Consider the following 25,569-nt stretch of genomic DNA (forward strand, 5'->3'; position numbering starts at 1 on the left):
CTCAATGGCGAGGCGGCGATTGAATGCAGGAAGCCAAAAGATGACGTCAAAGAAAGAAGTGCTTAACGGTTTAAAAAAAGACCCGGTCAATGACCGGGTCGACGGATTGCTGANTTAACCCGCCNGAGGACGGAATTTGTCACCTTGAGACATCAGAAATCGANGCTGATACCCACATAGGCCGTGCGAGGCAGGTTGGGTCTGGCGCCATGGGGGCTGCGGGAAACGATTTCCTGGTCATCNAGGACGTTATCGANCTTGGCATAGACCCGGGTGGATGAGTTCAGGGCGTAGCTGCTGGAGAGGTCCACCACGGTGTAGTCGTCGGTTTNACGGAAGGTGTTATCANTGCCTGAGCGGTCACAGNTGTTGTCNATGCAGGTTTCGTCAACATACGAGANATTGACGTAGGCATCCCAGAGGNTGCCATCGCGCAGGCCTGCACGCACAGATNCGACATTTTCNGGCAAGTCTGCCANGTTGTCGCCCTTGCGCACGCTTCCATCGTCGCTGTCTTTGGTGACTTCGGCATTGGTGTAGGTCCANGTGGCCTGCACCGGCGCAGTCAGACCGTTGGCGAGCGTGAGCTCAGAGGCTGCCAGCAACTCGANGCCCTGAATCTTCGATTCTCCTTCGCTGACTGTCCCGGAATCAATGANCTGATTGCCGNCGCTGCAGGGNTTGGCGATGGAGCAGTTTCTNACGGTATTTTNATAATCGCTGTAGAACACGATGGCTTCGGCACGCAAGCCACCATCGTTATATCGTGCGCCAGCCTCGAAGTTGGTGCTCAACTCCGGCTCCACGTTAGTGCCGCCGGAGCCGGCGGGCGCCATGCCGCGGTGCACGCCACCGATCAGGGTAACCGTCGGGCTCAGGCGGTAGGTTGCGCCAAGGCCGGGCAGCACTTCGCTGGTGTCGTTGCTGGCAGTTTCTGTTTCACTGGCCGACGTGCGCTCCGAGGTGCTCCAGCGGGTCTGCGAGGTTTCAATATCCTCATAGCGCAGCAGGGCGGTTACGGTCAGGTCGGGGTTGATGGCGATCCGGTCCGCGAAGAACAGGTTGAAGGCCTCGGCCTCGTCGATGCGGTTGTCACCGCCGGTGGGTGTGATTTGTTCAACAAACTCGAAGGCCGGGCGGCCGTTGTTGATGACCTGCTCATAGCGATCCTTGGGCTGGAAGCGATCCGCTTCATCCTCGTGCACGCGGGCACCAATGGTAATGTCGTGGCGCATACCCGCCAGTGTGAGGCCATAGTCGGCTTTCATTTCGATACCCTGGGACAGGTATTCCCGTGCGCCGTTGGTCAGCGTGAACGGGCCAAAGGGTTCGGTACCCTGAAGCTGGTTGTAGGCCGTCTGGTCGCCATTGTTGGCGGCTTCGATCAGGTTGTTGAAGTTGCCTTTGTACCAGTTGCGCTTGAACTCGTTGCGGTAGAGCGTGGTGGTCAGTGACAGGTCTTCAGTCAGTTCCACCAGATGCCTTGCGGAGTAGCCCTTGTGGCGGTTGTCCATGTTGTCGAGCTGGGACAGGAAATAACGCTTGTTCGGGTCACGTCTGAAGTCGTCGTCGGTTAGTCCAAGGTAGGTTGCGTTGCTCAGTTCCTCACTGTACTGGAATTTCAGATCGAGCTGGTGATAAACGTCAGCGGAGGCGTCGGAATTAAAGCGCGCCTTGGCAACGTAGTCCTGCTTTTCGAAACCGGTATCACGGCTGGATTGCTGCAGTTCTTTGAAGCCGTTGGTTTCGTCCTGGAAGGTTTCGATCAAGAATCCGGCGTTGTCGGTGCTGTTGCCGTACCAGCTGTGAATGCGTTTGCCTGCATTTTCCGAGATTTCGGTCGTTACGTGACCAGCTTCCGATGAGGGAATGGGTGTTGAACGCAGGTTAATGGCTCCACCCACCGTATAGGGGCCGTAACGCAGCAGGTCTGGCCCTTTCAGAACCTCGATTCCGTTCATTCTGCCGAACGTTGGAAAGTAGTAGGCCGCTGGCGCCGAATAGGGTGCCGGAGCGATCATCACGTTATCTTCCATCAGTGTGATCTTGGAAGAGCGGCCGGAGCCTGAGCCACGAATGCCGATGTTCGGGCGCAGGCCATAGCCATCCTCTTCCTTCACGTAAACCCCTGGCACCTCTCGCACGGCTTTGTGAATGTCCGTGTACTTCATGGTTTCCAGGTCTTCGCTGGTAACCACATGGGCGGAACCGGGCAGGGCGGATGCGGATGCATCATCGCCGATGATGACCAGTTCGTTCAGGCTCGTTTCTTGGGCAATGGCCGGCACAGAGGCGGAAAGGACCGCCAGTGCGAGCAGGTTTCGGGAAAAAGGCGTAGACATGTTGCTCTCCTGTTACAACGGGTTAAGATCAGAAAAGCAACTATACAAATGATAACCATGAACAACAAGCAAAAATTCTCATCTGTTGGCTTTTCGCGTACATGCCAATCTCTTACGGTGTGTTTAACGGAGTTGGAACGCGACCGGCAACTGGAAGCGGAAGGTCTCGCCGGTCATGTCATCCGGTACTGGCGGAAACGGCGACGCCTGTTTCAGCATATTCAGCGCTGCGTCATCCAGTATGCGGTGGGATGAGCCTTTTAACAGGCGATAGCTCAGGAGTCGACCCGCCCGATCAAACTCGAACACCACGACGGGCGTTCCCTGCAGGCCCAGTCGCCGGGCACGACGCGGATAGTCCCGGTAGGCGCTAAGGTGGCGTACCAGTTTTGAAAGGTAGTTGTCCGTCTTCTGCGATGCCCCCGCCCGTAGCTGCGTTCTTGTGGTCTGGGCTGGCGTTGCGGCTTTTTCAGGTTCGGGAGCAGTCGCTTCTTCAGCTGTTCTGGCGCTGGTTTGTGCAACCGATTTACTGGCTTTATCCGTCGTAGTTGCCTCGCTTTCTGGCTTCGGCTTCGGCTTCGGCTCTGGCTTGGGGGCGAGTTTTGTTTCTGGTTTGGGTGCAGGCTTTTTTTTGGGCGTCGGATCGGGCTGTTGTTTCGGTTCCGGCCTTGGAGCCGGTTCGCCTACTGGTTGCGCAGCCGATTCCGATTCGGGTGCCTGATCGGCCAGTGTAATGCGAATCGAGCGCGTCTGATTGGCTGGGTCCTTACCCTCGGGGATCGTGATCAGCGGTTGTGCCGTGGATAGTGCCGTGGATAGTGCGGTAAGCAGTATCGTTCCGGTCAGGCTGATCGCTGCCAACAGAATAAAGAGGTGCGCCCGTGTACTCATGAGCCGGGCTGGACCAGTAAGACAATGTCCTTGTAGCCACCGCTTTCCAATCGCTGAAACAGTTTTTCCATAGCGGCCATTGTCATGGAGCGGTTGGCCCCAATGCGCAAAGGCGTTTCGTTATTGGGTACGGGCAGAAAATCCAGTAATTGGGCTTCGGTAATTGACTGGCCATCAACAAACCAGTCACCGGAACTTTTGACGACCAGATCCGCCCGGGGCTGTTTGGGCGCCTGCTGAGCCCTGGAGTCCGGCAGGTCGGGCAGGGATGTGGAGCTCATCTGGCCTACCGCGATAAAAAACATCAGCAACAGGAACACCAGATTGATCAGCGGCAACAGGTTGTCCTCCACCCGGGACATCAGTGTTTTTTCGCTACCGGCAATCGGAACGGTCAACGTCGTCGATTGAGCATTGCCTAAAAATCTCACGATTCACTGCCCCTCACGATTTGATGACGCGGTTGCGCGCCTCCAGTGAACCTCAACACCGGCGCCTTTCAAAGTACTCAGGCTGAACGTGAAACTCGCCAGCGAGGCCTCTCCCATTGCCTTCAGGTTCACTTTGTTAACCCCTTTTTCAGTAAGCGTGCCGACCATTGCGGAGACTTGCAGGCGCTGCCCACGCCAGCCCAGCGTGCCATCACCGTAGAGTGTTATTTCCGAGATTGACGCGCCGGTGGCTGACCCCGTTGGCGTGGTGGCGTTGTCCAGCAACAGATGCTCCACGGGCAGCAGCCGGGTGGTCAGCATGAAGAACACCAACAGGATAAACACCACATCAATCAGCGGCGTCAAGCGAATCGGTAGCGGCCGGGCCGGGCGGGGTTCAACCAGTTGCATAGGCGGCGTCGCGTTGAGTCGCCCGGGGCTCTGCAGTCACCGTGGGCGTTGGCTTCTCTGTTGATCGAGCCCGGGTTTCGCGAACCTCAATGGGCGTGGTAATCACCCGCACCAGGGTGTCATTGATCATCAGGTTCAGCTGACGCAGGCGGAATTCCGCCCAGGCGGCAATAGCCGCAAAAGGAATCGCGACAACCAGCCCCGCTGCGGTGGTGGTCAGCGCTTCGTAGATACCGCCGCTCAGTTGCGAAGCATTGGCCTGACCTTCTGCCACCGACATGGCGCTAAAGGCAGACATCATTCCCATTACCGTGCCCAGCAGGCCTAGCAACGGCGCCAGTGCGGCAATCACTTCGATGACCTTCAAGGGTGCCTCGAATGGCTGCAGCGCGTGCTGGGATTGGCGTGCCAGTTCTTCACGCACGTCTGTTCCACCGCGGCACTCAAGCTTGGTGGTCATCGCCACGCGAATCATCTGTAGCAACGGGTTGCATCGGGCAAGCCAGCCCGAGACGTCGTTCAGCGATTCAACACAGTGCTGTGACGGTTGCTGTTGCCACTGGTTGAGGGTTTTTCGCAAGCGTGAAGTCAGGCGAGGTGCGAAGAGCGCACCGGTGATGACCAGATAGAAGAACGCCACCAGGCCAAGAACCGCCAGTCCCAACAGTACCCACATGACGGGGCCGCCCATCTCGGTCAGTTGCTGCAGGGGATTTATGGCCGCTCCGCTGAAATCCGTGGTGAGAGGGTTCATGGTGATCTGGCTCCGCAAAAATAAGAGCGCGAATGATAACGATTGATATTACATTAGTCTAGCTGTGAACACCTTAGAACCCGGAAACCTTCTACGGAAGCAAGATGATGCCATTAAAGTCAGGGCCGTCCGAAGTCCGTCTTCTTGCTTGGCGTCGCTATCTCGCTCCTGCTTGAGGCGATCGACACTGCAAACGTGTATCCCTGTCCACGTCGTAACCGTATCTAGAGGATAAGGTTGACCTATTAAATAGTAATGACGATCATTATCACTTAATGCACACTACTAAGGAACCTCTGAATAACTCTCCAAAATCAGCGATAATAGTGCCATCGCTAACTGCATAGGATTCACAACCGCCACGGATCAGCTGACCTTCTCCGTTGCCGAGGCTCAGCAATGTTCCAGCCCGAGCCGGAAGACGGCGAAGCGCCCATCAGCGACGACAGATCCAGGAAACCCGCCCCACCGGAGCCAGCCGGGTCACCGTGCCCATCGGACAAGCGCTTGCGCCAACTACAGAAACTGGCATAGCCGATGTTCTCCTGCTTACAGAGTAGGGAGAAATTCACTGGGGTGGCAGGACGTCTTGGAATTAACGCTTGCCCTTAGACATTCGTCGAATTATTAAACGAAAATATTTGATATGTAACGAGTTCGTAACTAACATGGTCGTGGGTCCTACAAAAATAATGTGTGCGGAGCAATAATCTGACCTGCGCGTATCAACTTATCGGGAGTACTGAAAGTGGCTAACTGCTATAAAGCAAAACTGTGCTCGGCTATCCTTATCGCAAACGCTGCAATGGGTTATAGCGTATCAGTTCACGCCGCCAAGTTTGATTTTCATGGCGATATGAACAATCGATTCCAGGCCTATAGCAATCAGCGAGACTGGTTTGACGGAGCAGGGAGCACCGGAAAACGCAAAAGACTTAAAGACGACGGTGAAACCGAGAATTACGGTGAACTGAAATATCGCTTCTGGTTCGAAGCTGCCACCGACAACAATGAAGTTCGCGGCGTTTATGCAACTGAAATTGGTGGTCTGAAATACGGTGAAGGTGCTGGCGGTGATTTCTCCGGCGATGGCACCAATGTTCAAACCCGTTGGGCCTACGTTGATCTCGGCGTGCCCTCCGATCTTGATCAGCGGATCAAGGTAGGCTTACAACCTATCAGTGTTGAAAAGCACTTGTGGCAGGAAACAGCGACAGCGGTCATGTTCGCAGGCCCAATGAATGCGTCATGGGACTACCAACTCTTGTGGGGGCGTGGCGACTCTTCCAACGAAGACAACGAAGTCAACGAAGACTCCCCCGCTGACGATGGGTTTGATGGTGCAGACAACTTTGCCATTAACATCGATGGCAATTTGAGCTCAAATCTTAAGGTCGGCGGTTTCGTACTTTACCAGATCAACGATCAGATTTCAGAGGGCGCCGTAGGAATCATTGACAGCGTAGACTACGAAATCAAGAAAATCGCAGACAATTCCAAGTATGACATAGCCAACGTTGGCGGAACCTTTAAGTACAGCACGCCCACAACAAGTGGTAACCTGTTCATTAACGGAACCGCGATCTATCAGACCGGGACGATCGAGGGGGTAAACTTCACCCCTCTATCAGGTGCGACCAACCCCATTGATAGCTATGACTTGGGCGCCTATTTCTTGCGCGGTGACATGGGCCTTGATTTTGGCGCAACAACGCTAACTTATACTCTCTGGTACTCTTCCGGTGACGACAATTCTGCCGACGACAAGTTCGATGCATTTATCGCAACAGACGTCGATATGAATGAAAGCATGATCTTTCAGGAAAACTTTACGGACAGCGACTACTTTGCAGAAACACCTTACCTGCTGGATAAGGGTTATCTGATGAACAAACTGCAGCTCGATCACAAGTTATCCAGTCAGGTCACAGTGAGCGGAATGGCAATATACAATTCCCTTGCTGACGACGTCACCCTCGGAGACGGCAGTCAGGACAAGTCACTCGGGTTTGAGTTTGGGGGGCGCTTGAGTTACAAACCCTACAACTCCCTGGAAATAGCTGTAGAAGCAGCCTACCTGGTTGCGGGTGATGCCATGGATGCGTTTGAGGAAGCTTCCATTCAGGATGGTAATGCAGACGAAGATATCATCCATGTTGCGGGTAGAATTCGATACAAGTTTTAATTTTCGGAACTGCGATTTCGATATAACCGCAACACTAAACGGGGACGCCTATAAACTGGCGTTCCCGTTTTCCGTTACAGCGTAAAGCACAATGTTTTCTTCTCCCGGACGAACACCTAAAGAAAAAGCAGCCATGAATAGAAAATTTTTGCCTATCGTGATTTTTATCTTTCTTTGCACCTCAGTCTCTGCAGAAATGGCTGTCACAAACAAGATAACCGAAGATTTTGATGCGAAAACAGGTATTGTCATCCCAGGACCTGCCAACGAAAAAAACAATATCTTTATCGACCTCGGAACGTCCCAGGGCGTTAGAGTTGGCGATCTGTTTTCAGTTATGGGGGAGCCTTCAACGATTATCCATCCGAGCACAGGAAAGGAGGTTGTGTTAGAGCCCTCTGTAAGCTCAGTTCTCGGCATAACTCGAGCCGCGGATCAATATTCTTATGCCAAGGTGATTCGAGGTATCTCCCCAAGTGCTGGCGAATCTGTCAGACGCTTCACGGGGCTATCCGCTTATTTTGTTGACCCCAGTGAGCAAGGCCGAGCTATATTTTCACAGCTAAGAGACAAATTACAGCACATTGAATGGCTCGGTTATCTTTCCGGTGCCCGCTCCAAAGCGCCTGAAAGCTTCAGGGGGCTGGTGTTCAACCTTGCCGGGTCCAAGTTAACAGTGGATTATGCGCCAGACTGGCCGGTTGCCTCTTACCCCGTTGACGGCAGTCGTAATGAAAAGCATGTACCTGACAATCCGGCCACGCCTTACCTGGGGCGGGGCTTACCGTTCTTGCCCTACCCGGAGCGGGTCGCCTCCCTTCCATTGCAACCGATATCCGGCGACATTTTAATTCGGGACAAGGAATTGTTGATCGCTTCGGGAACACAGGACGAAATCATCGTCAGCTCCAGCGTCGGCGCCATGACCCAGGAGATTGTCAGATTCTCCGTACCTCACCGCAACAAGCTTTTGGCGGTAAGATGGTGGCAACCAAAAAATAGCAAACATCCCGTCCTGGCGTTAACGACCTGGGACGGACAGGATGTTGAGGGAATGTTGCTACAACTGGAAAACAATCAGATTACTGAACTTAGCGTGGGCTTACCCTATATTTACGGAGCCTTTGACCTTAACGGCGATAAAACACCGGAGTCACTATTTGGACAGCCGTTTGACCGAGAGGATTTTTATGGACAGCCAATACGTGAATTCTCATTGCAAAGTGATACTTCACTGAAACAACATGAGCCAAGGTTACACTTTCCCCGATCTTTCCGGGTCGTAGGCTCACTGATAACGGATTTTACCGGAGACGATGAATTTGAGTTCATTGCAATTAACGACCAAAAGCTCGTCGTTCGAAATGCCGCTGACAAAATCGTCCACAGATCCGAACGAAATGTGGGTACTGGGCTATCTGCACTGACCTATGACCTCTACCCGAGCCAAGCCTTCAGCCCGGTCATTCGGGTGAATATCGAACCTTCCCCTGTCCTTGTAAACACTTCCGGGGGCCAGGGACGATTCCTGATCTTTCCGCGCCAAGAAAGCATCAGTAGCTCTTATTCCCCAATCACGTCAAATTCAAATACAAACAGCCTCGGCTCACTTACCTTCGATGGGGAGCGTTTTATCGAATCAACACTACCGTATCGGTTACAAGGACTTATCGCCGGCATGGCTGAAAACCTTGGCAAAGTATGGATATTACTGTCCCTTGACGATCCAGAAGGCACTTCGAACAACGGATCAGGTGCCGAATTGATGTCAACATCACCACCGCCTGATTAATCAAAGAGTGAAAATCGGTGCCTCTTGACAGGCGACCAAAATGCATCCCTAGATATCATCAGGTAACAATCTGGCAAGTCGCGCCCCGCTACTAATCCGAAACAAAGTAAGCGAACATTAATCAGATATATGGGCCAGTTCAGGATGCCCGAAAAATGATCGCAATAGTTCGGGCAATTTTTGTAAACGGCGGAGTTACCGGTAAACAATCTCCCTGAGCTGTCTGGCGCATGAGAGAGATGAACTCCGATAAGCTTTGAGAAGACATCTCACATTATAAATAATGTTCGCTTACTTTTGAGCCCATTAGTAATTACTTTGAGAGAAAAATAACTAATATATGTATATGTGGCTTGCTCCCTGGCTGCTATTTTCTTCATTAGTCAAAACTACCAAAGCCGATTTATCTCCAATTTTCACGTGGGAAAAATCAATCAAAAAAGAATCAATTTCACGAATTGGGGTAACCGAAAACCCGGTGCTCGGTGAATTGCTCTCCCAACTAGCGCTGACGATTATATCCGAGCCTGAAGCCGATGATAACCCCACAAAAGCCGGCCTGCGTTTTCTCATAAACGTTATGATTTTGCCGCCCTCAACAAGAACTTGCCGAGGAATGGAAAGGTATTGTTCGTTGACGGAATACGCGTAATCGGGAGAGCTAATGATTTTCCTGTCCATTAATCGTTTGGCGACCTTGGGCGAAGAAACTTTCCCTAATTCGAGCCTGGCGACGGAATCCCGACCCGGGGTCTGTAATTCAAGATAACTTTCAGCAACATTTATCCACTCAGAGTCGCCGACGGGGAAGATTGAAAAGATCTCTCGATCAGCAGGGAGCGATGAAACCTCTTCACCAACGCTGATTCTTCCTTTTTTCAGGGAGGCAGCCATTAGTTTTCCAATGTCTCCATTTAGCAATTCATATCGCTGAGCATACAGCTCGTCATCAATAAATCGTATGGCAACATCTTCTTTCCGTTCAGATTCCTCTCCCAGACCCTTCTCAGAGATCTCGAAAAGTTGAGAGTAGATCTTCGTGTATTGACCCTTACCCGAGATATCCCGATCCTGCCCCCAAACTACCGCAACTTCCAGGTTCGGATCTGAGTCTGCCTGGCCAATAGAAAGGTAAATCGCTTTCGAGTCTTTGATGTTCGACTGCAGTTCATCGATTATGTGTATGTTATCGGCCTTAAGTGAACCTAACACCAGCTTTGCATCAGAAAGAAAAACCAGTCGACCGTCCTCGCGCGCTGACATAGACAGCGCCGCAACCCTCTTTGGCTTAAAATCTAACGGCAGGGGCAGAATCCTTTGTGGAAAGGTACTGGTATCGGTGAATGGAGTCGCGTGGCCAGCCTGATCAACTAAGGTTGAAAACAAGTATCTTTGGGAATCGACGGATTTTATGGAGATCGCGAGTTTATCCTGCACTTCAAGGACTTCCAGAACAAGCCCCTCATCGGAAAACCCGGAATGATCGAAATTAACATCAAACCCCTTAACACTAAGGCGTCCTAACAACGCCAGGAATTCTGTATCCTTATCCAGATCAGGGACATTCGAAACGACATTAATAGTCTTTTTTCCAGTCCATTCCGACAGTGAATCCAGAGGTAGATTATAGCTCTCGGCGAAGGCATTCGGCAGCGTGAGCAAGAAGGCAACGAACACAAGAACTCGTTTCACAATATGCCCCTTAAAAAGCGAATTGAGGCCCCCGCAGTGGAAGGCCTCAATAATTTTTCAGTAAATAGACTATACTTCTCTAGCTTTTAGTAGTTCCAGTTGAGCTCAAGCATCGCAACATACGCTGCATCATTTACACCGGTCGCGTCTTCAACACCCTTACCCGGCAGGAAGCTGGAAAGTACCAGTCGTGGAGCAAAATACTCATTAGCCTGGTACTTTACCGCCAAATCCAACTCCGTGCCTGCGAAACTGTCCACGGACCCACTGGCAGTGCTGAGCGTTTCAAGCCCTCCAGTCTGCTGGTACCACATCGGAAAAACCTGCGCCTGGTAGGATAGTTTCGGTGAGATTGACGAAAGGTTGCCGGAACTGCCGAATGAAAGCATGATCTGCCCCGGGTTGTTACCAGTACCTTTGTTCTCAATGCCGCCGTAACCCGCTCCTCCAGGACCTGCTCGATCGAGGGCCAGGCCAAAGAGACCTGAACTGAGAGCTGCGTTAGAGCCTGGCCCCCAGCCAAGGAATTGACCGTCAATACCGATTAAAGGCGAGTATCGACCGATATCGGTTATCCCCACCCAACCCTCAACGTCATTATCGGTTGGATCGTCATCACCACTGGCCACCCGGAGTGCAATGAAGGGGTTGAACGCGTCACTAACCGGGTATTCGAAACTCGCAAAAGCAGCGTACGCACTGATGTCATTGCCAGAATTATTGACCACTGTTTCATTCTCAAGCGTGGAAGACCCGCCATCGATGCTCCCCGTAACACCCAGTACTTCGGCACGGACTTTCACAGCGCCAATGTTCCCGATGTACTCGACACCAAAATACGTTGCCTTGGCGTCTTGCTGCTGATTGTCACTGTAGGTCAGAATGGGCGAAACACGGCTACCATTTCCAAGGTCGATGTCAAATTTCGACGCATAAACATTCCAGTCCAGCTTACCATTGGCTGCATTCACTGATGATCCATCAGGATCGAATGATTTTGAGATCAACCCATCGTTGATTGGCATCCAGTAAACGTCGTAGTTACCCAACGATGTCTTACCAGTGGCGCCAAACAAAGGATGATCGTCACCATACAGTAGGCCACCGGAGGCCAAATCAAGATTCTTGAAGGTCCAGCCGCCCTGAAGGGTGAAGGCCGGGTCAAAGGTGTAGGTAAAGAAGGCCTGCTCCAGACCAAACCTTTGTCCACGATATGCACGGTCAACGGAATTGGCGTCTAGTGCAAAGTCATTTTCAAGGAGCAGCTTCCCGGTCCAGTTTTTACCGGATGCCATGACGCCAAGCCTGACTTCCGCCCTGACATGCTCATCGCCGACCTGAACCCCGCCTGCGGATGTCCCGGTAGCGTCATCATCAACACTGCTGTCCAAATCGAAGTTCGAAAAGTAAGTCGGCTGAAACTTACCTTGGGTAAATATATCCAACTTCACGCCCGACGCTGTGGGAACCTCTAAAGCCATGGCCGCAGGAGCTCCGCTCACAGCAACCAGCACTCCCAGGAACCCTAACCCTTGACTAATGCGTTCTTGTATTATTTTCATTGATCCTCCGGCATCTGAGCTTGCCCGGCGACCCCCCGATACTGCCACTGCGGCCGTTGAACGAATTGCCATTCTTAGTTTGTTGCTTTGCATTGTTGTTATCTCCACACATTAAACAATTATTTTTGTAGGACCCACGACCAAGATAGTTACCATTGCATGACAAATCAAATAAATTGGCACCTTGCTTTGACCAAGGTCTAGGAAAGCTTTTTGTTTCGATACAGGTATCTGCACATTCTTTTGGGGATTAACATTGGTTCATGGCATTTAAAAATCGTGATCTGAAGCAAACTAAATTCGCATTTCTCGATATTGAGACTTCCAGGTGGGAACGATGTTCTTATGCCCTGAGTGGCGTATCATAAGCCCTCGATCCGCACACCTACGTACTTGCCCACGACGGCAACTCTACTGTTTTTATAGGCTTAACTGCTTTTCTGAGAGAGATCTATGCACAAAGAACCTGTCAGCCGCGAACTTTTTAATGAAGTCATGGTACCCAACTACGCCCCTGGTTCGATTATTCCGGTGCGAGGGGAGGGTTCCCGAATCTGGGCAGCTTCAAGCTCTGCGCTGGCACGCTTCGCTTCGCCACCAAACCGGTGCAGGGTCGGCAGGGGCACTGAGACACCACCACCAATAATGTCGCTGCCTTCTTCACGGCCATAGAAGCCGAATACCTTCAAGTTGGGTATTTTCTGGCTTTGCGCCAAATCAAGGCTTGATTCCGCCGAGTTAACCAACGCCATGGCCGCCTGCAGGTCACTCCGTCGCGCCAGGGCAAGCTCTATCAGTTGACTTTCCAGCGGCAGATTTTCAAAGTTCAGGGAGATATTGCCCTTCACACGTATGGATTCCTGAGGGTCTATGCCGAGAACTTCACTCAAGGCCAGCCTGGACTCCTCCAGCTGTCTTTGCGCCGCGGCTTCTTGGCTTTTCGCCCTCGCGACGCCAATAATCGCGGTATTCAACTCAAGCCGTGTTCGTTTACCCTGATCAACCGAAACGCGCATCAAATCACTGGTTCTGGACATGAGATCGACGGTTCGCCCCGCCGTCTCAAGAGACTCCCTGGCCAGCAGGACGTCGAAAAACGCCGCCCGCACCCTGGCACTGACTGCGCGCTTGAGGAAATCAAGTTCAAGCTCGGCAGATGACAGTTGTCCACGAGCAACCTGCTGACTCAAGTCGCCCTTGTTCGCGGTCCAGAATTCCTGGGAGAGACGGATTCCGTAATCCGTCGAGCGCTCGGAGCCATTTGAACGGCGAGCACCACTGAGTTCCATTTCCGGATTGGCGGGCACAAGGCGTCGGGAATGTTGCATATCCCCTTCAAACATGCCGACGCGCGCTTTTTGACCTGCAAGCAAGGGGTTCTTTGCGAAGGCGGTTGAGAGTGCGTCATTAAGCGTCAGAGTGAGTGACATCGACGTTTGTTGAGCCGTATAGGCTTTCAGGGAAACGCCTTGCCCGGCATGGCTCACGCCAGGGAATACCGCCGCAAGACAAAACGCGGCGACTGGTAGGTAATTATTTGTAGGGCTTCTCATGAATTTTTGCCTGCATTCGTTAACGTCAGCACGCACGTCGTGCTTCTGAATTTATACGAACGACAGGCTAACCCATGATGTTTAACACAGCTTGAATTGTTGGAAATTAACGGGCGGGGTTGAGAGCTGGGCAGAGTGGGTGGCCGGAAACACACCAAGGAGTTAGATAAGGGGGGCTTAGCGGTGCATCACTCTGATTTGACGAAATAGTAACCCTGCCCGCGAAGAGAGCGGATACAGTCCTTACCAACCATTTTTCTCAAACGCGTTACATAGACCTGGACCACGTTCTGAGTTGGACTGCGATCAATATTGTAAAGCTCATCAATCAGCTCGGCGATGGAGAACACCCGTCCAGGTCGGGAGATTAAACAGCGCAGCAAACGAAACTCTGTTGCTGTCAGTGTGTAAACCACGCCGTCAGGGCACTCCAGCGAACGGCTCTCATCTTTAAGAACATAACCGCGAGCGGAGAGCTGCGAAGATACCCGCCCCTCAGATCTGCGAACAATGACCTCAAGCCGGGCAAGAAGTTCTTCGAAATGGAAGGGTTTTGGCAGGTAGTCGTCAGCCCCGGCCCTGAGACCCTCCACCCGTTCCATCCATTTTGAGCGGGCAGTTAACAGCAACACCGGCTCGCAACGATTTTCCCGGCGCCACTGACGAAGCAGACTCAGGCCGTTCATGCCTGGCAGGCCTATATCAAGAACAACCACTCGGTAGACCTCAGATTTAAATAATGCGTCCGCTGCGTTTGACGTAGTAGCGTGGTCGACGGCATAGCCCGCTCGCTCAAGCCACTCGACCAGTTTTTCAGCAAAAATCGCTTCATCTTCTACAAGAAGTAATCTCATTGCTCTCCCCATGCGAATGAATAGGCATCAAAGCTATTTGCTATAGTATGCTACCTTTTTGTGCGGCTGATAGTACATCGAAGCGCGCCTTCCAAAGTACAAATGTTTCGGGCAAGCAGTCGCGGGATTGTCATTCTAGCACTGAGTTGACTCATCATTCTGATTGCTAGGGCGCAGCATCAGCGCGTTGACTTCAGGCCCATATGACCGCACTGACCGACCTTCATAAGGGGATATTGATTGTTTCGACGCTCCATCCGGTTGGGATTGCTAGTCTGGCTCATGCCTCTGAGCTTTTTTGTCATGCTGGCGGTCTGGCTAGGGCACGGGGTGCTGTTAGAGCAGTTGTCACGTGACCTGAGAGAGGACAAGCTTGCGCAGGAATCCATTCAGCTACAAAATCTGTTAACCCAGTCTTACCCGGATATTGCCAGAGCGGTAAAGGACGTTGAGCAACTTGAGCTTATTTTTCAGCATGCGTTTGCGTTTAAGGTAGGGCAGCAGCAGTTTTTTTCTGCCGGAATTAACAAAGACGTCATGACTCCGCTGCTTTCTGAGGAGACGCCTGGGGTTGTCTATATGAAGTCGCGTCAACAATCCCTGATAGGCTACCGGCGTACTTTCCTGGTAGACGGCCAACCAGTAGTGCTGGTTGTAGCGGAAACACACATACCCCAACTCGCAGGATGGGAGCGAGTTCATATATCAATCGCCGTACTATCTGTTTTGCTTTTGATTGTCCTCTGCGGTTTGATTTTTTTAGCAGTCCATTTTGCCCTATCCCCGGTGTCCCGAGTTCGTAATGAGCTTGCTGATCTGCATTCAGGCAGGCGCACTCGATTGCATGACGCTGTGCCGCAGGAGTTTTCCGGACTGGTGACAGAGTTTAATCGTTTGCTCCAGATTCTGGATAGCCGTCTTGAACGCTCCCGCAGGATCACGGCCAACCTTTCACACAGCATTAAAACGCCGCTTGCCTCTGTGTTGGCCATCCTCGAAACCGACTCATCACGCATTAGCGGAGATGACCGTATCTACATGGCGACACAGTTGAAGTCATTGCATAAAACGCTCGACTCACAAATGAGACGCGGGGATGTGTCAGGCCCCCAAGTAAGTCGCAGCACACAGGTCGTTGTTCTGGCTCAGGACTTGTTGGACCTGGTCAGCCGAATGTTCCCGCAAAAGCAGTTCAGATTCGCCACAACGCTCGATGTTCAACTCCGCTGGCCGGTGGATGAACAGGACTTCAGTGAAGTTGTAGGAAATTTATTGGAAAATGCAGGCAAATGGTCATCATCCGTTGTTGATCTCAGGTTGAGTGAATCGACTGAAGGCCTGATTCTAAAGGTCAGCGATGACGGCCCAGGCATACAAGAGGAAGATCGAGAACGATTGCTGGAGCGCTGGATCCGACTGGATGAACAGGTTGATGGTTATGGATTGGGGCTAAGTATCGTTAAGGAAATTATGGATGGTTACGGAGGGCGAATTGAACTTCTTGAAGCCTCCCTGGGAGGACTGCAGGTAGATGCACTTTTCCCCCGTTAAACGAATAGCAACGTAAGATGTTGGAAGAAAATGTACTGAAACGGGGTCAGGATCACTTTCGAAGAACCAAAAAAAAGGGCTCCCAATACGGGGCCCCTAATAACCTGAGCTAACAACAGTACCTTTGACAACAATGAAGTCATCAAAGGCACAGCTTTATTAGTACCAGATCAAACTGAATCTAAGCTGAATTTAATTGGAAATCGACATTACAGCCCGAAAATTCCAGTTATTTCCGAAAATTATTCTTTTCAAGCTATAAAACATGAGCGAAAGACGTCTCCGACCTATGCTGAAGCTGAAAAAGACGCAGTGCCTTAAAAGCTTTTAGACCAGCCCAGCCAAAACTTTGGGTCGTCTGAATTTGTCGAGCCAAGTGCGTCACTGGCATCAATGTCGGCATATTCAAGGTTGACGCTGAAGGTACCGAAGTCACCTGCGTCTTTCGTCACATTACCAGAGACATGCCCGTAACTCGCCTTACCCACAGACGCTTCTTTATCATCCTTGAAATCATAAAACCCTACCACCAGCCCAAAACTGTAGTCATCTTCAAGTGGAACATCCAGCGAAGCGTAATAGTATATATCTCCCTCTACAAACAAGCCGTTTCCACTCACGTCACTATTCGTGGTGTATGCCAGACCTGCCGATATCAGGCCATAGCTCAATTCACCATATACCTCACCAAAGTCAATATCATCAGGTGCGTCCGGATAGGCATAATATACATAGCCGAAATCATACCCTAAAGCTTCGACTGTTCCTGAATACCCCGCGTAGAGATCAAGCTCGTAGCTCGTGCCATCACCAAAATCCACATTGGAACCCCAGGCTCCGGCGTAAAAGCCGGATTCGTGGCCGTAATCAAGACCGCCTTGAACAGCCGTCGCACCGTCAGTTTGCGTTACCGCACGGAAAAGATAATTGCTAACGACACTGACGTTAGTGCTCACTTCCGCGCTTACGAGTGATGGTGCCATCAGGAATGCTACGGATAAGCCAAGGCCAAATTTTCCGGTTGTTGCCAGAATATGCTTTTTCATTTTATATACCTTTGATGTCGGTTTGTGAGTACCGAACTATCAAAGCAAGCGTTATGCCAGAATATATTTCTTCTATATTTCAAATAGTTATAGTAAAAAAGCAAACGCAAACGCTTCAACATGGTGCAAAAAAATCCCGATACCGGAATCGCGGGCTATCTTGAGGCTTTTAGTCAGGTAGCTATCCCTCCTGTTCGCATCCATCTTTGACCACACGTTAAACCCTGAAGCCTATGATTGCGTGATGTCATTAGCCTTCTGTAACATTTTCGCAATGTTAGTCAAATACACTTAGATCGGCTCCTTAAAACACACAAGCGAACTGACAAGGTAAGAGAAAACTATGAGTAAGAAATATTTGAGCTTGGCGTTGGCAATTTCTGCTGTTTCTGTTGCGCAGGCGGGTACCGTCACGACTGACGGGGAAGACCTGGTGATCAATACCGAGAGTGGTATTGAGGTCAAAACATCTGATGATGCGGCATCCTTTCAACTTGGTGGCCGTATTCAATGGGATTACGACGCCACGCAGTCAGATGATAACGGCGTTGATACGAAGGATTTTGATGTGCGGCGTGCGCGCTTATACGTCAAAGGACATTATGGCGACTGGGCCTACAAGACTCAGTTTAACGTAGCGGAGAGTGATGGTGCCGACGGCGGTGACGTCGAAGACCTTTACATTCGATATCTCGGATTTGGCTCAGTTGCAAGCGTAACCATTGGTAAGCAAAAAGAGCCTTTCGGCCTGGAAGCGCTAACAAGTTCGAAAGACATTTCTGCGCTTGAGCGTTCTGCCATGACTGAGCGTTATGCTCCCGGGCGCAGTGGCGGTATTCAGTTAAGTGGGAAAGGGAGTAACTGGACCTACGGTGTCGGTTATTTTGAAGCGGATGGTGACGGCAGCAATGACTTCAATAGTACGGCGATAACGGCCCGGGGTTCGTTTGCGCCTATTCTAACGAATGAGGCCGTTGTTCATCTTGGTGCGGGTTATTCCTCGCGTGATGCCGATGTTCAGGCTGACGAGGTCGATATCTATAATCTGGAATTGGCTGGTCGTATGGGCCCTTTCCATGCTCAGGCCGAATACTTCGATTCCGAGGAAGGCCAGCTTGATATCGATGGCTACTACGTGCAACTCGGCTGGGTCATTACTGGGGAAAGTCGCCCATACAAAGCGGGTGTGTTTAAGCGCATAAAGCCTTCGTCGCCCAAAGGTGCCTGGGAGGTGATCGCCCGTTTTGAAGAGGGTGATGGAAAATACAGTGACGTCGGGCTGGCCACAACCGACGGCGAGCAGACGACGCTGGGCGTCAACTACTACGCCAATAAGAATGTTCGACTCGGTTTGAGCTATATGGATGGCGAAGAAGCCAACGGCAAAAGTGGAGATGAGGTTCGTGCGCGGTTCCAGTATGCGTTTTGATCCTGCATGATCCTCGATCTTGCTCGCATTTAGCCCGAACCTGATGATTCAGTTTGGGTTCAATCTACCCTGTTAGCATTTATAGTGAGCTAAAGAGTTAATCATTTTTCAAGGGCAGATTTTTCTGCCCTTTTTTGTTTGCCTGGCGAAGCCGGAAAACCCGGCCACCTGAGAGACGGTGGCGTCACCCCGACCGAAGGGAAGACAATCCGACTTGCAAGGGCGTCGCTGGCCAACGGCGGGGTCTGAAGAACGCCATAGGAAACGAGATGGACATAGCGTAAGCGAACCTGATTCGACGGTTTACCGGCGGTAAGCGTGCAAAATAGCGCGAAGCCCAATATTCGGTCAGCGGTAGGACGTGTTTGAGGATGACCTATCTTGCGGGGAACCGGAGTTTTCTAGTGTGTCTGTCTCGGCAATATACTCAAGTTCACGTTAGATATCAGTCAACGGATCCAGCCCGTTGAATTTGGCGATTTCAACCAAGCCTAAACGGGCGGATTGCATACTCGGCCAGGGTATTGCCGATTTGAAAATCGCTTCGCTCACAGTAGCTAGGCCACTGGTTCAGCGTAGATTCCATCGCCTTGCGCGCCAAAGCCTTTCACGACCTTACCTTCATGAGTCTCCAGTCAGGTGGCTTTGGTCGCCTCCACGGGTATACGGTGGGCATGGTCCCGGCAGACTATCCAGGTGAGGATGGCTGTTCTATCGCTGATTAAAAGCGGTTGACTCAGATCAAAATCACACAATATGTTTTGAAATTTCAGCCTGAGTTCAGATAGCGCTTTTATAATTCTTCGCTATGTACTGATTCAGTGGAGAATAGAACGTGAATGACTTTGTTCGTGTATATAAAGCAGCGGTAATAGGTGCCTTGCTTCTAACGAGTCTTGGTATTTCTGCGGAACCGACACTTGCCCTTGAAGACGCCATTGATATTGCCATTCGAGGCGATCCTTGGTCAGCCCAAAGCATTTATCTGCAACGGGCGCTTCTTGATGAATCCGTTGCAGCAGGGGCCTTACCGGATCCACGCATGACGTTGGGCGCCGCAAACCTTCCCACCGATACCTTCGATACCGGCCAGGAGGGCATGACACAAGCCACTATTGGCCTCAGCCAGCGATTTCCTCGTGGTGACAGTCGGTCTCTCGCCCGCGATAGAAAGAAAGAGCTCGCGGAATCCCAGTCGTTTCAGCGGGAGAATCGACAGGAGTTGGTGGTTAGATCGGTAACCTACCTGTGGCTTGAGCTTTGGAAAGCGCAAGAGAGTATTCGAATAATTGACAACAATCGGGGCCTTTTTGAGCAGCTGGCGGACGTTGCTGAAGCCGGATACACCTCAGCTACGGTGAATTCACGGCAGCAGGATATCATTCGTGCGTCTCTGGAGTTGACCCGTCTTGATGATCGCTTAACGGTGCTGCATTCCCAGTTGGAAACAGCCCAGGAAGAGTTGGGAGAGTGGGTAGGTACTGACATATTTCGTTTGCGGGTAAGCGAGCGAATCCCCTCAAATCTGTTAGCCAGGCTCACGGATACACCGTCTGATACCAACGACAACTCCGTGATCGCCCATCCTTCAATCCGCGCCACGGATCAACTGATTGATGCTCGGTCACTCGATATTGAGCTGGCTCGTCAGGCTTACAAGCCCGAATGGACAGTCTTCGCGCAGTATGGGTATCGGGATCAAGCCCCGAACGGGCAGGATCGGGCGGATCTCTTTTCCATCGGGATTGGGTTTGACCTGCCTATCTTTACCGGCAATCGCCAGGATCGCACCGTGAGCGCGTCAATCGCGCGTAGGGAAGCTGCAAAGTCTGACCGGATGCTGCAGGTTCGGCGAATTAGAGCCGAAGCCCGTGCGGCGGCCGCCCGAATTGAACGTCTCGATGACCGCATCATGCTTTACCGGCAGACGTTGCTTCCACAAATGGGGGGGCAGGCCAATGCGGCACTCTCAGCTTATAACAACGATGACGGCGATTTTGCCGAAGCCGTCCGTGCGCGTATCGCGGAGCTCAACGCACACGTTGATTTTATACAGATGACCGCTGAACGAGCCAAGAATCTGGCAACCTTTCGTTATCTCACGGCTGGTACCTCTGGATCTCTCTCCTTTTCACTGAAAAATTCCCAGGATTAACACTCATGGCAAATGTTATGCGCCCATTGGGCTTTTTGTTGTTAGGTGGCGTGGTCGGAGCGGCAGCAACCTATTGGTTTGCCCCCGACACTTCAAAGGATTCGGTGGCCGAGGCCACGAGCAGTGTCAGTAAGGAACCCTCGCATTGGGTAGCGCCCATGGACCCCAATTTCAAGAGTGACAAGCCGGGTAAATCACCCATGGGGATGGACCTGGTTCCCGTCTATGCACAAAGCGGATCGGGTAAGGACGCGCCAGGCACGGTTCGTATTTCGCCGAGTGTGGTTAACAACCTGGGTGTGAGGACGGGCCCGGTTACCCAGGGGCGGCTGCCGAATGACATAACGACGGTGGGGTACGTTCAATACAGCGAAGACGATATGGCTCATGTCCATCCTCGGGTTGAGGGTTGGATCGAGAAGCTCTATGTGAAGGCGGAGGGCGAACCGGTCGAGAAGGGCAAGCCTCTGTACACACTTTACTCACCCACATTGGTCAACGCCCAGGAGGAATTAATCCTGGCGTTAAATCGGGGTAATGAGCGTTTGGTCAATGCCGCCAAGGAACGGCTCGCGGCCCTCAATGTGCCGGCAAGCGTGATACGACAGCTTACGAAAACCCGGGAAGTGCGGCGTGCGTTAACGGTGTATGCGCCCACCTCGGGTGTTATCGACAACCTCAATGTTCGCGAAGGTATGTTTATCAAGCCGGGAGATCGAGTCCTCTCCATTGCGGCACTGGATGAGGTGTGGGTTATTGGCGAAGTATTTGAACGTCAGTTGGCGACCGTTGCATCCAAAAGTCGCGTGGTGATGACGCTGGACTACATGCCCGGACGTCAATGGACGGGCGAGGTGGATTATGTGTACCCGGAAGTGAATTCCAAGACTCGTACGGCCCGGGTGAGAATGCGCTTTGACAACGCCGACGGCACCTTGCTGCCGGGCATGTTTGTAGCGTTAAACATTCAGGGGGCAAGGGCAGAGCGGCAACTGCTGGTGCCTCGCGAATCGGTTATTCGAACGGGTCATAGCGATCGACTGGTGCTGGCATTGGATGGCGGGGCATTCAAATCCGTCAATGTGGATGTTGGACGGATGGGCGATCAGTACGCCGAGATTCTCGGAGGTGTCGTATCGGGCGATACGGTGGTCACATCGGCCCAGTTCCTGATTGATTCCGAATCCAGTAAGACCTCGGATTTTCAACGCATGTCGGACATGCCGGCCGGCACGATGGATCACGGCGAGATGGACCACGAGACTATGGATCGTGAGGGAGCCAACTGATGATTACATCCATTATTCATTGGTCCATCCGAAACCGCTTTTTGGTGTTGCTGGCGAGCCTATTAATATCAGGGTTGGGCCTCTACTCACTCAGTAAAACCCCGGTCGATGCGCTTCCGGATCTGTCCGATGTGCAAGTGATCATTAAAACCAGCTTTCCCGGACAAGCGCCGCAAGTGGTAGAAGACCAGGTCACCTATCCCCTGACGACCGCCATGCTGTCGGTTCCCGGTGCGGAAACTGTGCGTGGCTATTCGTTTTTTGGGGACTCTTACGTTTACGTGATTTTCGACGAAGATACCGATATGTACTGGGCGCGTTCCAGAGTTCTGGAGTACCTGTCGCAAGTGGCACCCAACCTGCCAGATTCAGCGAGGCCGCAATTAGGGCCGGACGCCACCGGTGTCGGCTGGGTTTATCTTTATGCATTGGTTGATCGCACAGGGCAAAACGACCTGAGTCAGTTGCGCAGCCTGCAGGACTGGTTTCTGAAGTACGAATTACAAACGGTGCCCGGGGTATCGGAGGTGGCTGCTCTCGGCGGCATGGTGAAGCAATATCAGGTCAAGGTCAGCCCGGAAAAGCTCCGCGCCCTGGGAATTCCCCTGTCCCTTATCCAAACAGCGATTCAGCAGGGTAATCAGGAAGTCGGGGCCTCGGTCATCGAAATGGCTGAAGCGGAATACATGGTGCGTACCTCCGGCTACATTGAATCCCGGGAAGACCTGATGGTGATTCCGCTGGGTCTGGATGTAAACGGCACACCGATTCTGCTCAAAGATGTGGCCAGTGTAGATGTGGGGCCACAGATGAGACGCGGTGTTGCCGAACTTAACGGAGAAGGGGAGACCGTTGGTGGCATCGTGGTGATGCGCTTTGGTGAAAATGCCCAGGAAACGATCAATGGCGTCAAGGCCAAGCTGGTCGAACTGCAATCGAGCCTGCCCGATGGTGTTGAAGTGGTCACGGTTTACGACCGCTCGGGCCTGATTGAGCGCGCCGTCGACAATCTCTTTTTTAAGCTGCTGGAAGAATTTCTGGTCGTCGGCCTGGTGTGTATCGTCTTTCTGTTTCACGTCCGCTCTTCGTTGGTGGCGATTGTCAGCTTGCCTGTAGGCATTCTGATGGCGTTTACCGTCATGTACTGGCAAGGCATCAACGCCAACATTATGTCTCTCGGCGGTATCGCCATTGCTATCGGCGCCATGATCGATGGGGCCATCGTTATGATAGAGAACATGCACAAGCATATGGAGCGAACGCCACTCACACCCGAGAACCGATGGGAGATAGTTGCCAGGTCTGCCTCTGAAGTCGGCCCCGCGCTGTTTTTCTCGCTGTTGATCATTACGGTCAGTTTCGTGCCCGTGTTTGCGCTTGAGGCGCAGGAAGGGCGAATGTTTGCGCCACTGGCGTTCACCAAAACCTACGCCATGGCGGCCAGTGCGTTTCTTGCTGTGACGCTGGTTCCGGTACTGATGGGCTACTTTATTCGGGGTAAAGTGTTGCCCGAGCATAAGAATCCCCTCAACCGGGTGTTGGTCGGTGCCTATATGCCGGTCTTGAAGCTGGTGCTCAGGTTTCCCCTGTCGACCGTGCTGGCTGCCATACTGGCGTTGGCTGTCGGCCTATGGCCTGCAACAAAAATTGGTAGTGAATTTATACCCCCGCTGGACGAAGGGGACTTGATGTACATGCCAACGACCTATCCTGGAATCTCAATCGGCAAAGCCCGTCAGTTACTTCAGCAGACGGACAAATTGATTGCGACGATGCCGGAAGTGAAAACTGTGTTCGGCAAAGTAGGGCGCGCGGATACGGCCACCGATCCAGCACCTTTAACGATGATTGAAACCTTCATTCAGCTCAAACCCCGCGATCAATGGCGCGAGGGCATGACCACAGACAAGCTCAAACAGGAACTCGACACACTGATTCAATTTCCTGGTGTCACCAATGCTTGGGTAATGCCGATCATGACCCGCATCAACATGCTGGCAACGGGTATCAAAACACCCGTAGGCATAAAAATAGCGGGCCCGGATCTTAAAACCATCCAGGGTGTTGGAAAACGCCTGGAGGAAATTCTGGCAGACGTACCCGGCACGGCGTCGGTTTATTCAGAACGAGTAGCAGGTGGTCGATATATCAAGGTGGATATCAATCGCGAACGCGCTGCGCGGTATGGGCTGAATATCGCGGACGTACAGCAAGTGATTGCCACCGCAATCGGTGGAATCAATGTCTCCGAAACCATCGAAGGCCTTGAGCGTTACCCCATTAACCTTCGTTATCCGGAAGACTACCGGGATTCTCCCGAAAAACTGGAACAGCTTCCCATCGTGACGACCACGGGCCAGAGGATTGCGCTGGCTGATGTCGCCGATATCCGGATAGAAGATGGGCCGCCGGCGATCAAAAGTGAGAACGCTCGTCTTAACGGTTGGACCTTTGTGGATATCGAGGACGTAGACGTGGGCACGTACGTTGAACAGGCGATGGCGGTTGTGCAGGCCGAATTAGACCTGCCAGTGGGTTACTCCATCGCCTGGTCGGGCCAGTATGAATACATGCTCCGTGTTAAAGAAAAACTGACCTACGTGGTCCCGTTGACACTGGCGATTATCATCATCCTGCTGTTTCTGAACTTCAGGAACTTTACGGAGGTTGGCATCATCATGGGCACGCTTCCGTTCGCAATGATCGGGGCCGTTTGGCTGATGTATCTGTTGGGTTATAACTTCTCCGTCGCCGTTGGCGTTGGTTTCATTGCTTTGGCGGGCGTAGCGGTGGAGATTGGAGTCATCATGCTGGTGTACCTCAACCAGTCCTATCAGACAATGCTTGCAACCTGCGAACAGAAAGGCTTGACGCCCAGGCGGGAAACGCTCCGTCATGCGGTGCTTCACGGTGCCGGTATGCGAGTGCGGCCGGTGATGATGACCGCGGCCGCCATCATCGGTGGCTTGATTCCCATTATGGTTGGCACTGGAACAGGTTCTGAGGTGATGGGTCGAATTGCAGCGCCTATGGTGGGAGGCATGCTCACTGCCGTTATTTTGGCGCTATTGGTGATTCCGGTCTTGTTCTACTTATGGAGGCGCAAACCGCTCTCAAACTAGAGTTTTGGTAAAGTGCAGGAGCTCAGAGTGATTGGGCTCTTGCACTTTTCACGTGCGGCAATGCGAAACAAAAATTCCAGGCGCCCGTCCAGGCCCTTTAAATTTCTGTTCACGCTATAAGTGTCTTGCATCCCTCAAGCAAACTTTTCCAGAAAACGAGATCGATGCTGTCCGAAGGAAAAATCTCGCTTTCATGCCTTTTGTGGAGTGCATCGTCATCATCAACTAGCAGTAACAATGACCCTGAGGTGCTGAGCGGCTTCACTCATCGAAAAAATTGACGCTGCGCAGGTGCTGATAGCGGATAAAGGCTACGACAGCCAGATAATACGTGACAAGGGAGAAGCCCTCGGAATGAGCGTTATTATTCCCAGAAAGAAAAATTCGATCAAGGGCAACAAGGGACTCGACTGGCATTTGTATAAGCTCAGACACCTGGTCGAGAATGCGTTTGCCAGACTCAAGCACTATCGTGCCGTTGCCACCCGATATGACAAGCTTGCTCGAAAT

16 protein-coding genes and 2 pseudogenes are annotated in these 25,569 nt (G+C 52.0%); 8 read left to right on the forward strand and 10 right to left on the reverse strand.

Annotation, left to right across the window (positions count from 1 at the left end):
- Window positions 1–152: 152 nt before the first annotated feature.
- The 5 genes from A3OI_RS0112335 to A3OI_RS0112355 all read right to left on the reverse strand — a co-directional run bounded on the left by A3OI_RS0112335 (window position 153) and on the right by A3OI_RS0112355 (window position 4,829).
- Window positions 153–2,342 carry a TonB-dependent receptor family protein gene (locus A3OI_RS0112335; protein ID WP_018404578.1) on the reverse strand — a complete coding sequence of 730 codons (2,190 nt, stop codon included), beginning with the start codon at window positions 2,340–2,342 and terminating at the stop codon, window positions 153–155.
- 123 nt (window positions 2,343–2,465) lie between these two features.
- Entirely contained in the window at window positions 2,466–3,233 is a 768-nt protein-coding gene (locus tag A3OI_RS0112340; RefSeq protein WP_018404579.1) for an energy transducer TonB, read from the reverse strand.
- Window positions 3,230–3,664: an ExbD/TolR family protein gene (locus A3OI_RS0112345; protein ID WP_228702965.1), complete on the reverse strand. Its 435-nt coding sequence runs from the start codon at window positions 3,662–3,664 to the stop codon at window positions 3,230–3,232. The genes A3OI_RS0112340 and A3OI_RS0112345 overlap by 4 nt, the downstream gene beginning before the upstream one ends.
- A 3-nt stretch (window positions 3,665–3,667) precedes the next feature.
- Window positions 3,668–4,075 (reverse strand): ExbD/TolR family protein, encoded by a 408-nt coding sequence (locus tag A3OI_RS0112350; RefSeq protein ID WP_018404581.1) that lies wholly within the window; start codon window positions 4,073–4,075, stop codon window positions 3,668–3,670.
- The gene (locus tag A3OI_RS0112355; RefSeq protein WP_018404582.1) at window positions 4,062–4,829 is read right to left on the reverse strand and encodes a MotA/TolQ/ExbB proton channel family protein; all 768 of its coding nucleotides are present in this window, start codon (window positions 4,827–4,829) and stop codon (window positions 4,062–4,064) included. The genes A3OI_RS0112350 and A3OI_RS0112355 overlap by 14 nt, the downstream gene beginning before the upstream one ends.
- Window positions 4,830–5,577: 748 nt before the next feature.
- Here A3OI_RS0112355 and A3OI_RS0112360 point away from each other — a divergent pair.
- Both A3OI_RS0112360 and A3OI_RS0112365 read left to right on the forward strand, forming a co-directional pair.
- Window positions 5,578–7,014, forward strand: coding sequence for a hypothetical protein (locus A3OI_RS0112360; RefSeq protein ID WP_018404583.1), 1,437 nt, complete (start codon window positions 5,578–5,580; stop codon window positions 7,012–7,014).
- Between the two features lie 133 nt (window positions 7,015–7,147).
- Window positions 7,148–8,806, forward strand: coding sequence for a hypothetical protein (locus tag A3OI_RS0112365; protein ID WP_018404584.1), 1,659 nt, complete (start codon window positions 7,148–7,150; stop codon window positions 8,804–8,806).
- A 333-nt stretch (window positions 8,807–9,139) separates the two neighbouring features.
- On the opposite strand, the gene A3OI_RS0112370 is transcribed toward A3OI_RS0112365, so the two are convergent.
- The 4 genes and pseudogenes from A3OI_RS0112370 to A3OI_RS0112385 form a co-directional block, all read right to left on the reverse strand.
- Window positions 9,140–10,498 (reverse strand): hypothetical protein, encoded by a 1,359-nt coding sequence (locus tag A3OI_RS0112370; RefSeq protein WP_018404585.1) that lies wholly within the window; start codon window positions 10,496–10,498, stop codon window positions 9,140–9,142.
- Window positions 10,499–10,584: 86 nt separating this feature from the next.
- Window positions 10,585–12,060: a hypothetical protein gene (locus tag A3OI_RS0112375; protein WP_018404586.1), complete on the reverse strand. Its 1,476-nt coding sequence runs from the start codon at window positions 12,058–12,060 to the stop codon at window positions 10,585–10,587.
- Window positions 12,061–12,674: 614 nt separating this feature from the next.
- Window positions 12,675–13,613: pseudogene (locus tag A3OI_RS0112380) on the reverse strand (TolC family protein); the annotation flags it as partial.
- A gap of 188 nt (window positions 13,614–13,801) precedes the next feature.
- Complete coding sequence (locus A3OI_RS0112385; RefSeq protein WP_018404588.1) at window positions 13,802–14,467, reverse strand: response regulator transcription factor; 666 nt, start codon at window positions 14,465–14,467, stop codon at window positions 13,802–13,804.
- A gap of 240 nt (window positions 14,468–14,707) precedes the next feature.
- Here A3OI_RS0112385 and A3OI_RS0112390 point away from each other — a divergent pair, with 240 nt between their 5' ends.
- Entirely contained in the window at window positions 14,708–16,018 is a 1,311-nt protein-coding gene (locus A3OI_RS0112390) for a sensor histidine kinase (RefSeq protein ID WP_018404589.1), read from the forward strand.
- A gap of 317 nt (window positions 16,019–16,335) precedes the next feature.
- Here the strand turns inward: A3OI_RS0112390 and A3OI_RS0112395 are convergent, their stop codons facing one another.
- On the reverse strand, window positions 16,336–17,064 hold the full coding sequence (locus tag A3OI_RS0112395) for a TorF family putative porin (protein WP_018404590.1): 729 nt from the start codon (window positions 17,062–17,064) through the stop codon (window positions 16,336–16,338).
- A gap of 343 nt (window positions 17,065–17,407) precedes the next feature.
- On the opposite strand from A3OI_RS0112395, the gene A3OI_RS0112400 reads away from it, so the two are divergent.
- The 5 genes and pseudogenes from A3OI_RS0112400 to A3OI_RS22025 form a co-directional block, all read left to right on the forward strand.
- Window positions 17,408–18,493 carry an OprO/OprP family phosphate-selective porin gene (locus A3OI_RS0112400; RefSeq protein ID WP_018404591.1) on the forward strand — a complete coding sequence of 362 codons (1,086 nt, stop codon included), beginning with the start codon at window positions 17,408–17,410 and terminating at the stop codon, window positions 18,491–18,493.
- Window positions 18,494–19,328: 835 nt separating this feature from the next.
- Window positions 19,329–20,648, forward strand: coding sequence for a TolC family protein (locus A3OI_RS0112410; protein ID WP_018404593.1), 1,320 nt, complete (start codon window positions 19,329–19,331; stop codon window positions 20,646–20,648).
- A gap of 5 nt (window positions 20,649–20,653) precedes the next feature.
- On the forward strand, window positions 20,654–21,937 hold the full coding sequence (locus tag A3OI_RS0112415; RefSeq protein WP_018404594.1) for an efflux RND transporter periplasmic adaptor subunit: 1,284 nt from the start codon (window positions 20,654–20,656) through the stop codon (window positions 21,935–21,937).
- Window positions 21,937–25,059: an efflux RND transporter permease subunit gene (locus A3OI_RS0112420; RefSeq protein ID WP_018404595.1), complete on the forward strand. Its 3,123-nt coding sequence runs from the start codon at window positions 21,937–21,939 to the stop codon at window positions 25,057–25,059. The genes A3OI_RS0112415 and A3OI_RS0112420 overlap by 1 nt, the downstream gene beginning before the upstream one ends.
- A gap of 255 nt (window positions 25,060–25,314) precedes the next feature.
- A pseudogene (locus tag A3OI_RS22025) lies at window positions 25,315–25,569 on the forward strand (transposase); the annotation flags it as partial.

Origin of the sequence: Marinobacter gelidimuriae, from assembly GCF_000372805.1 — a bacterium.
In the GTDB taxonomy this organism is placed as follows: domain Bacteria; phylum Pseudomonadota; class Gammaproteobacteria; order Pseudomonadales; family Oleiphilaceae; genus Marinobacter; species Marinobacter gelidimuriae.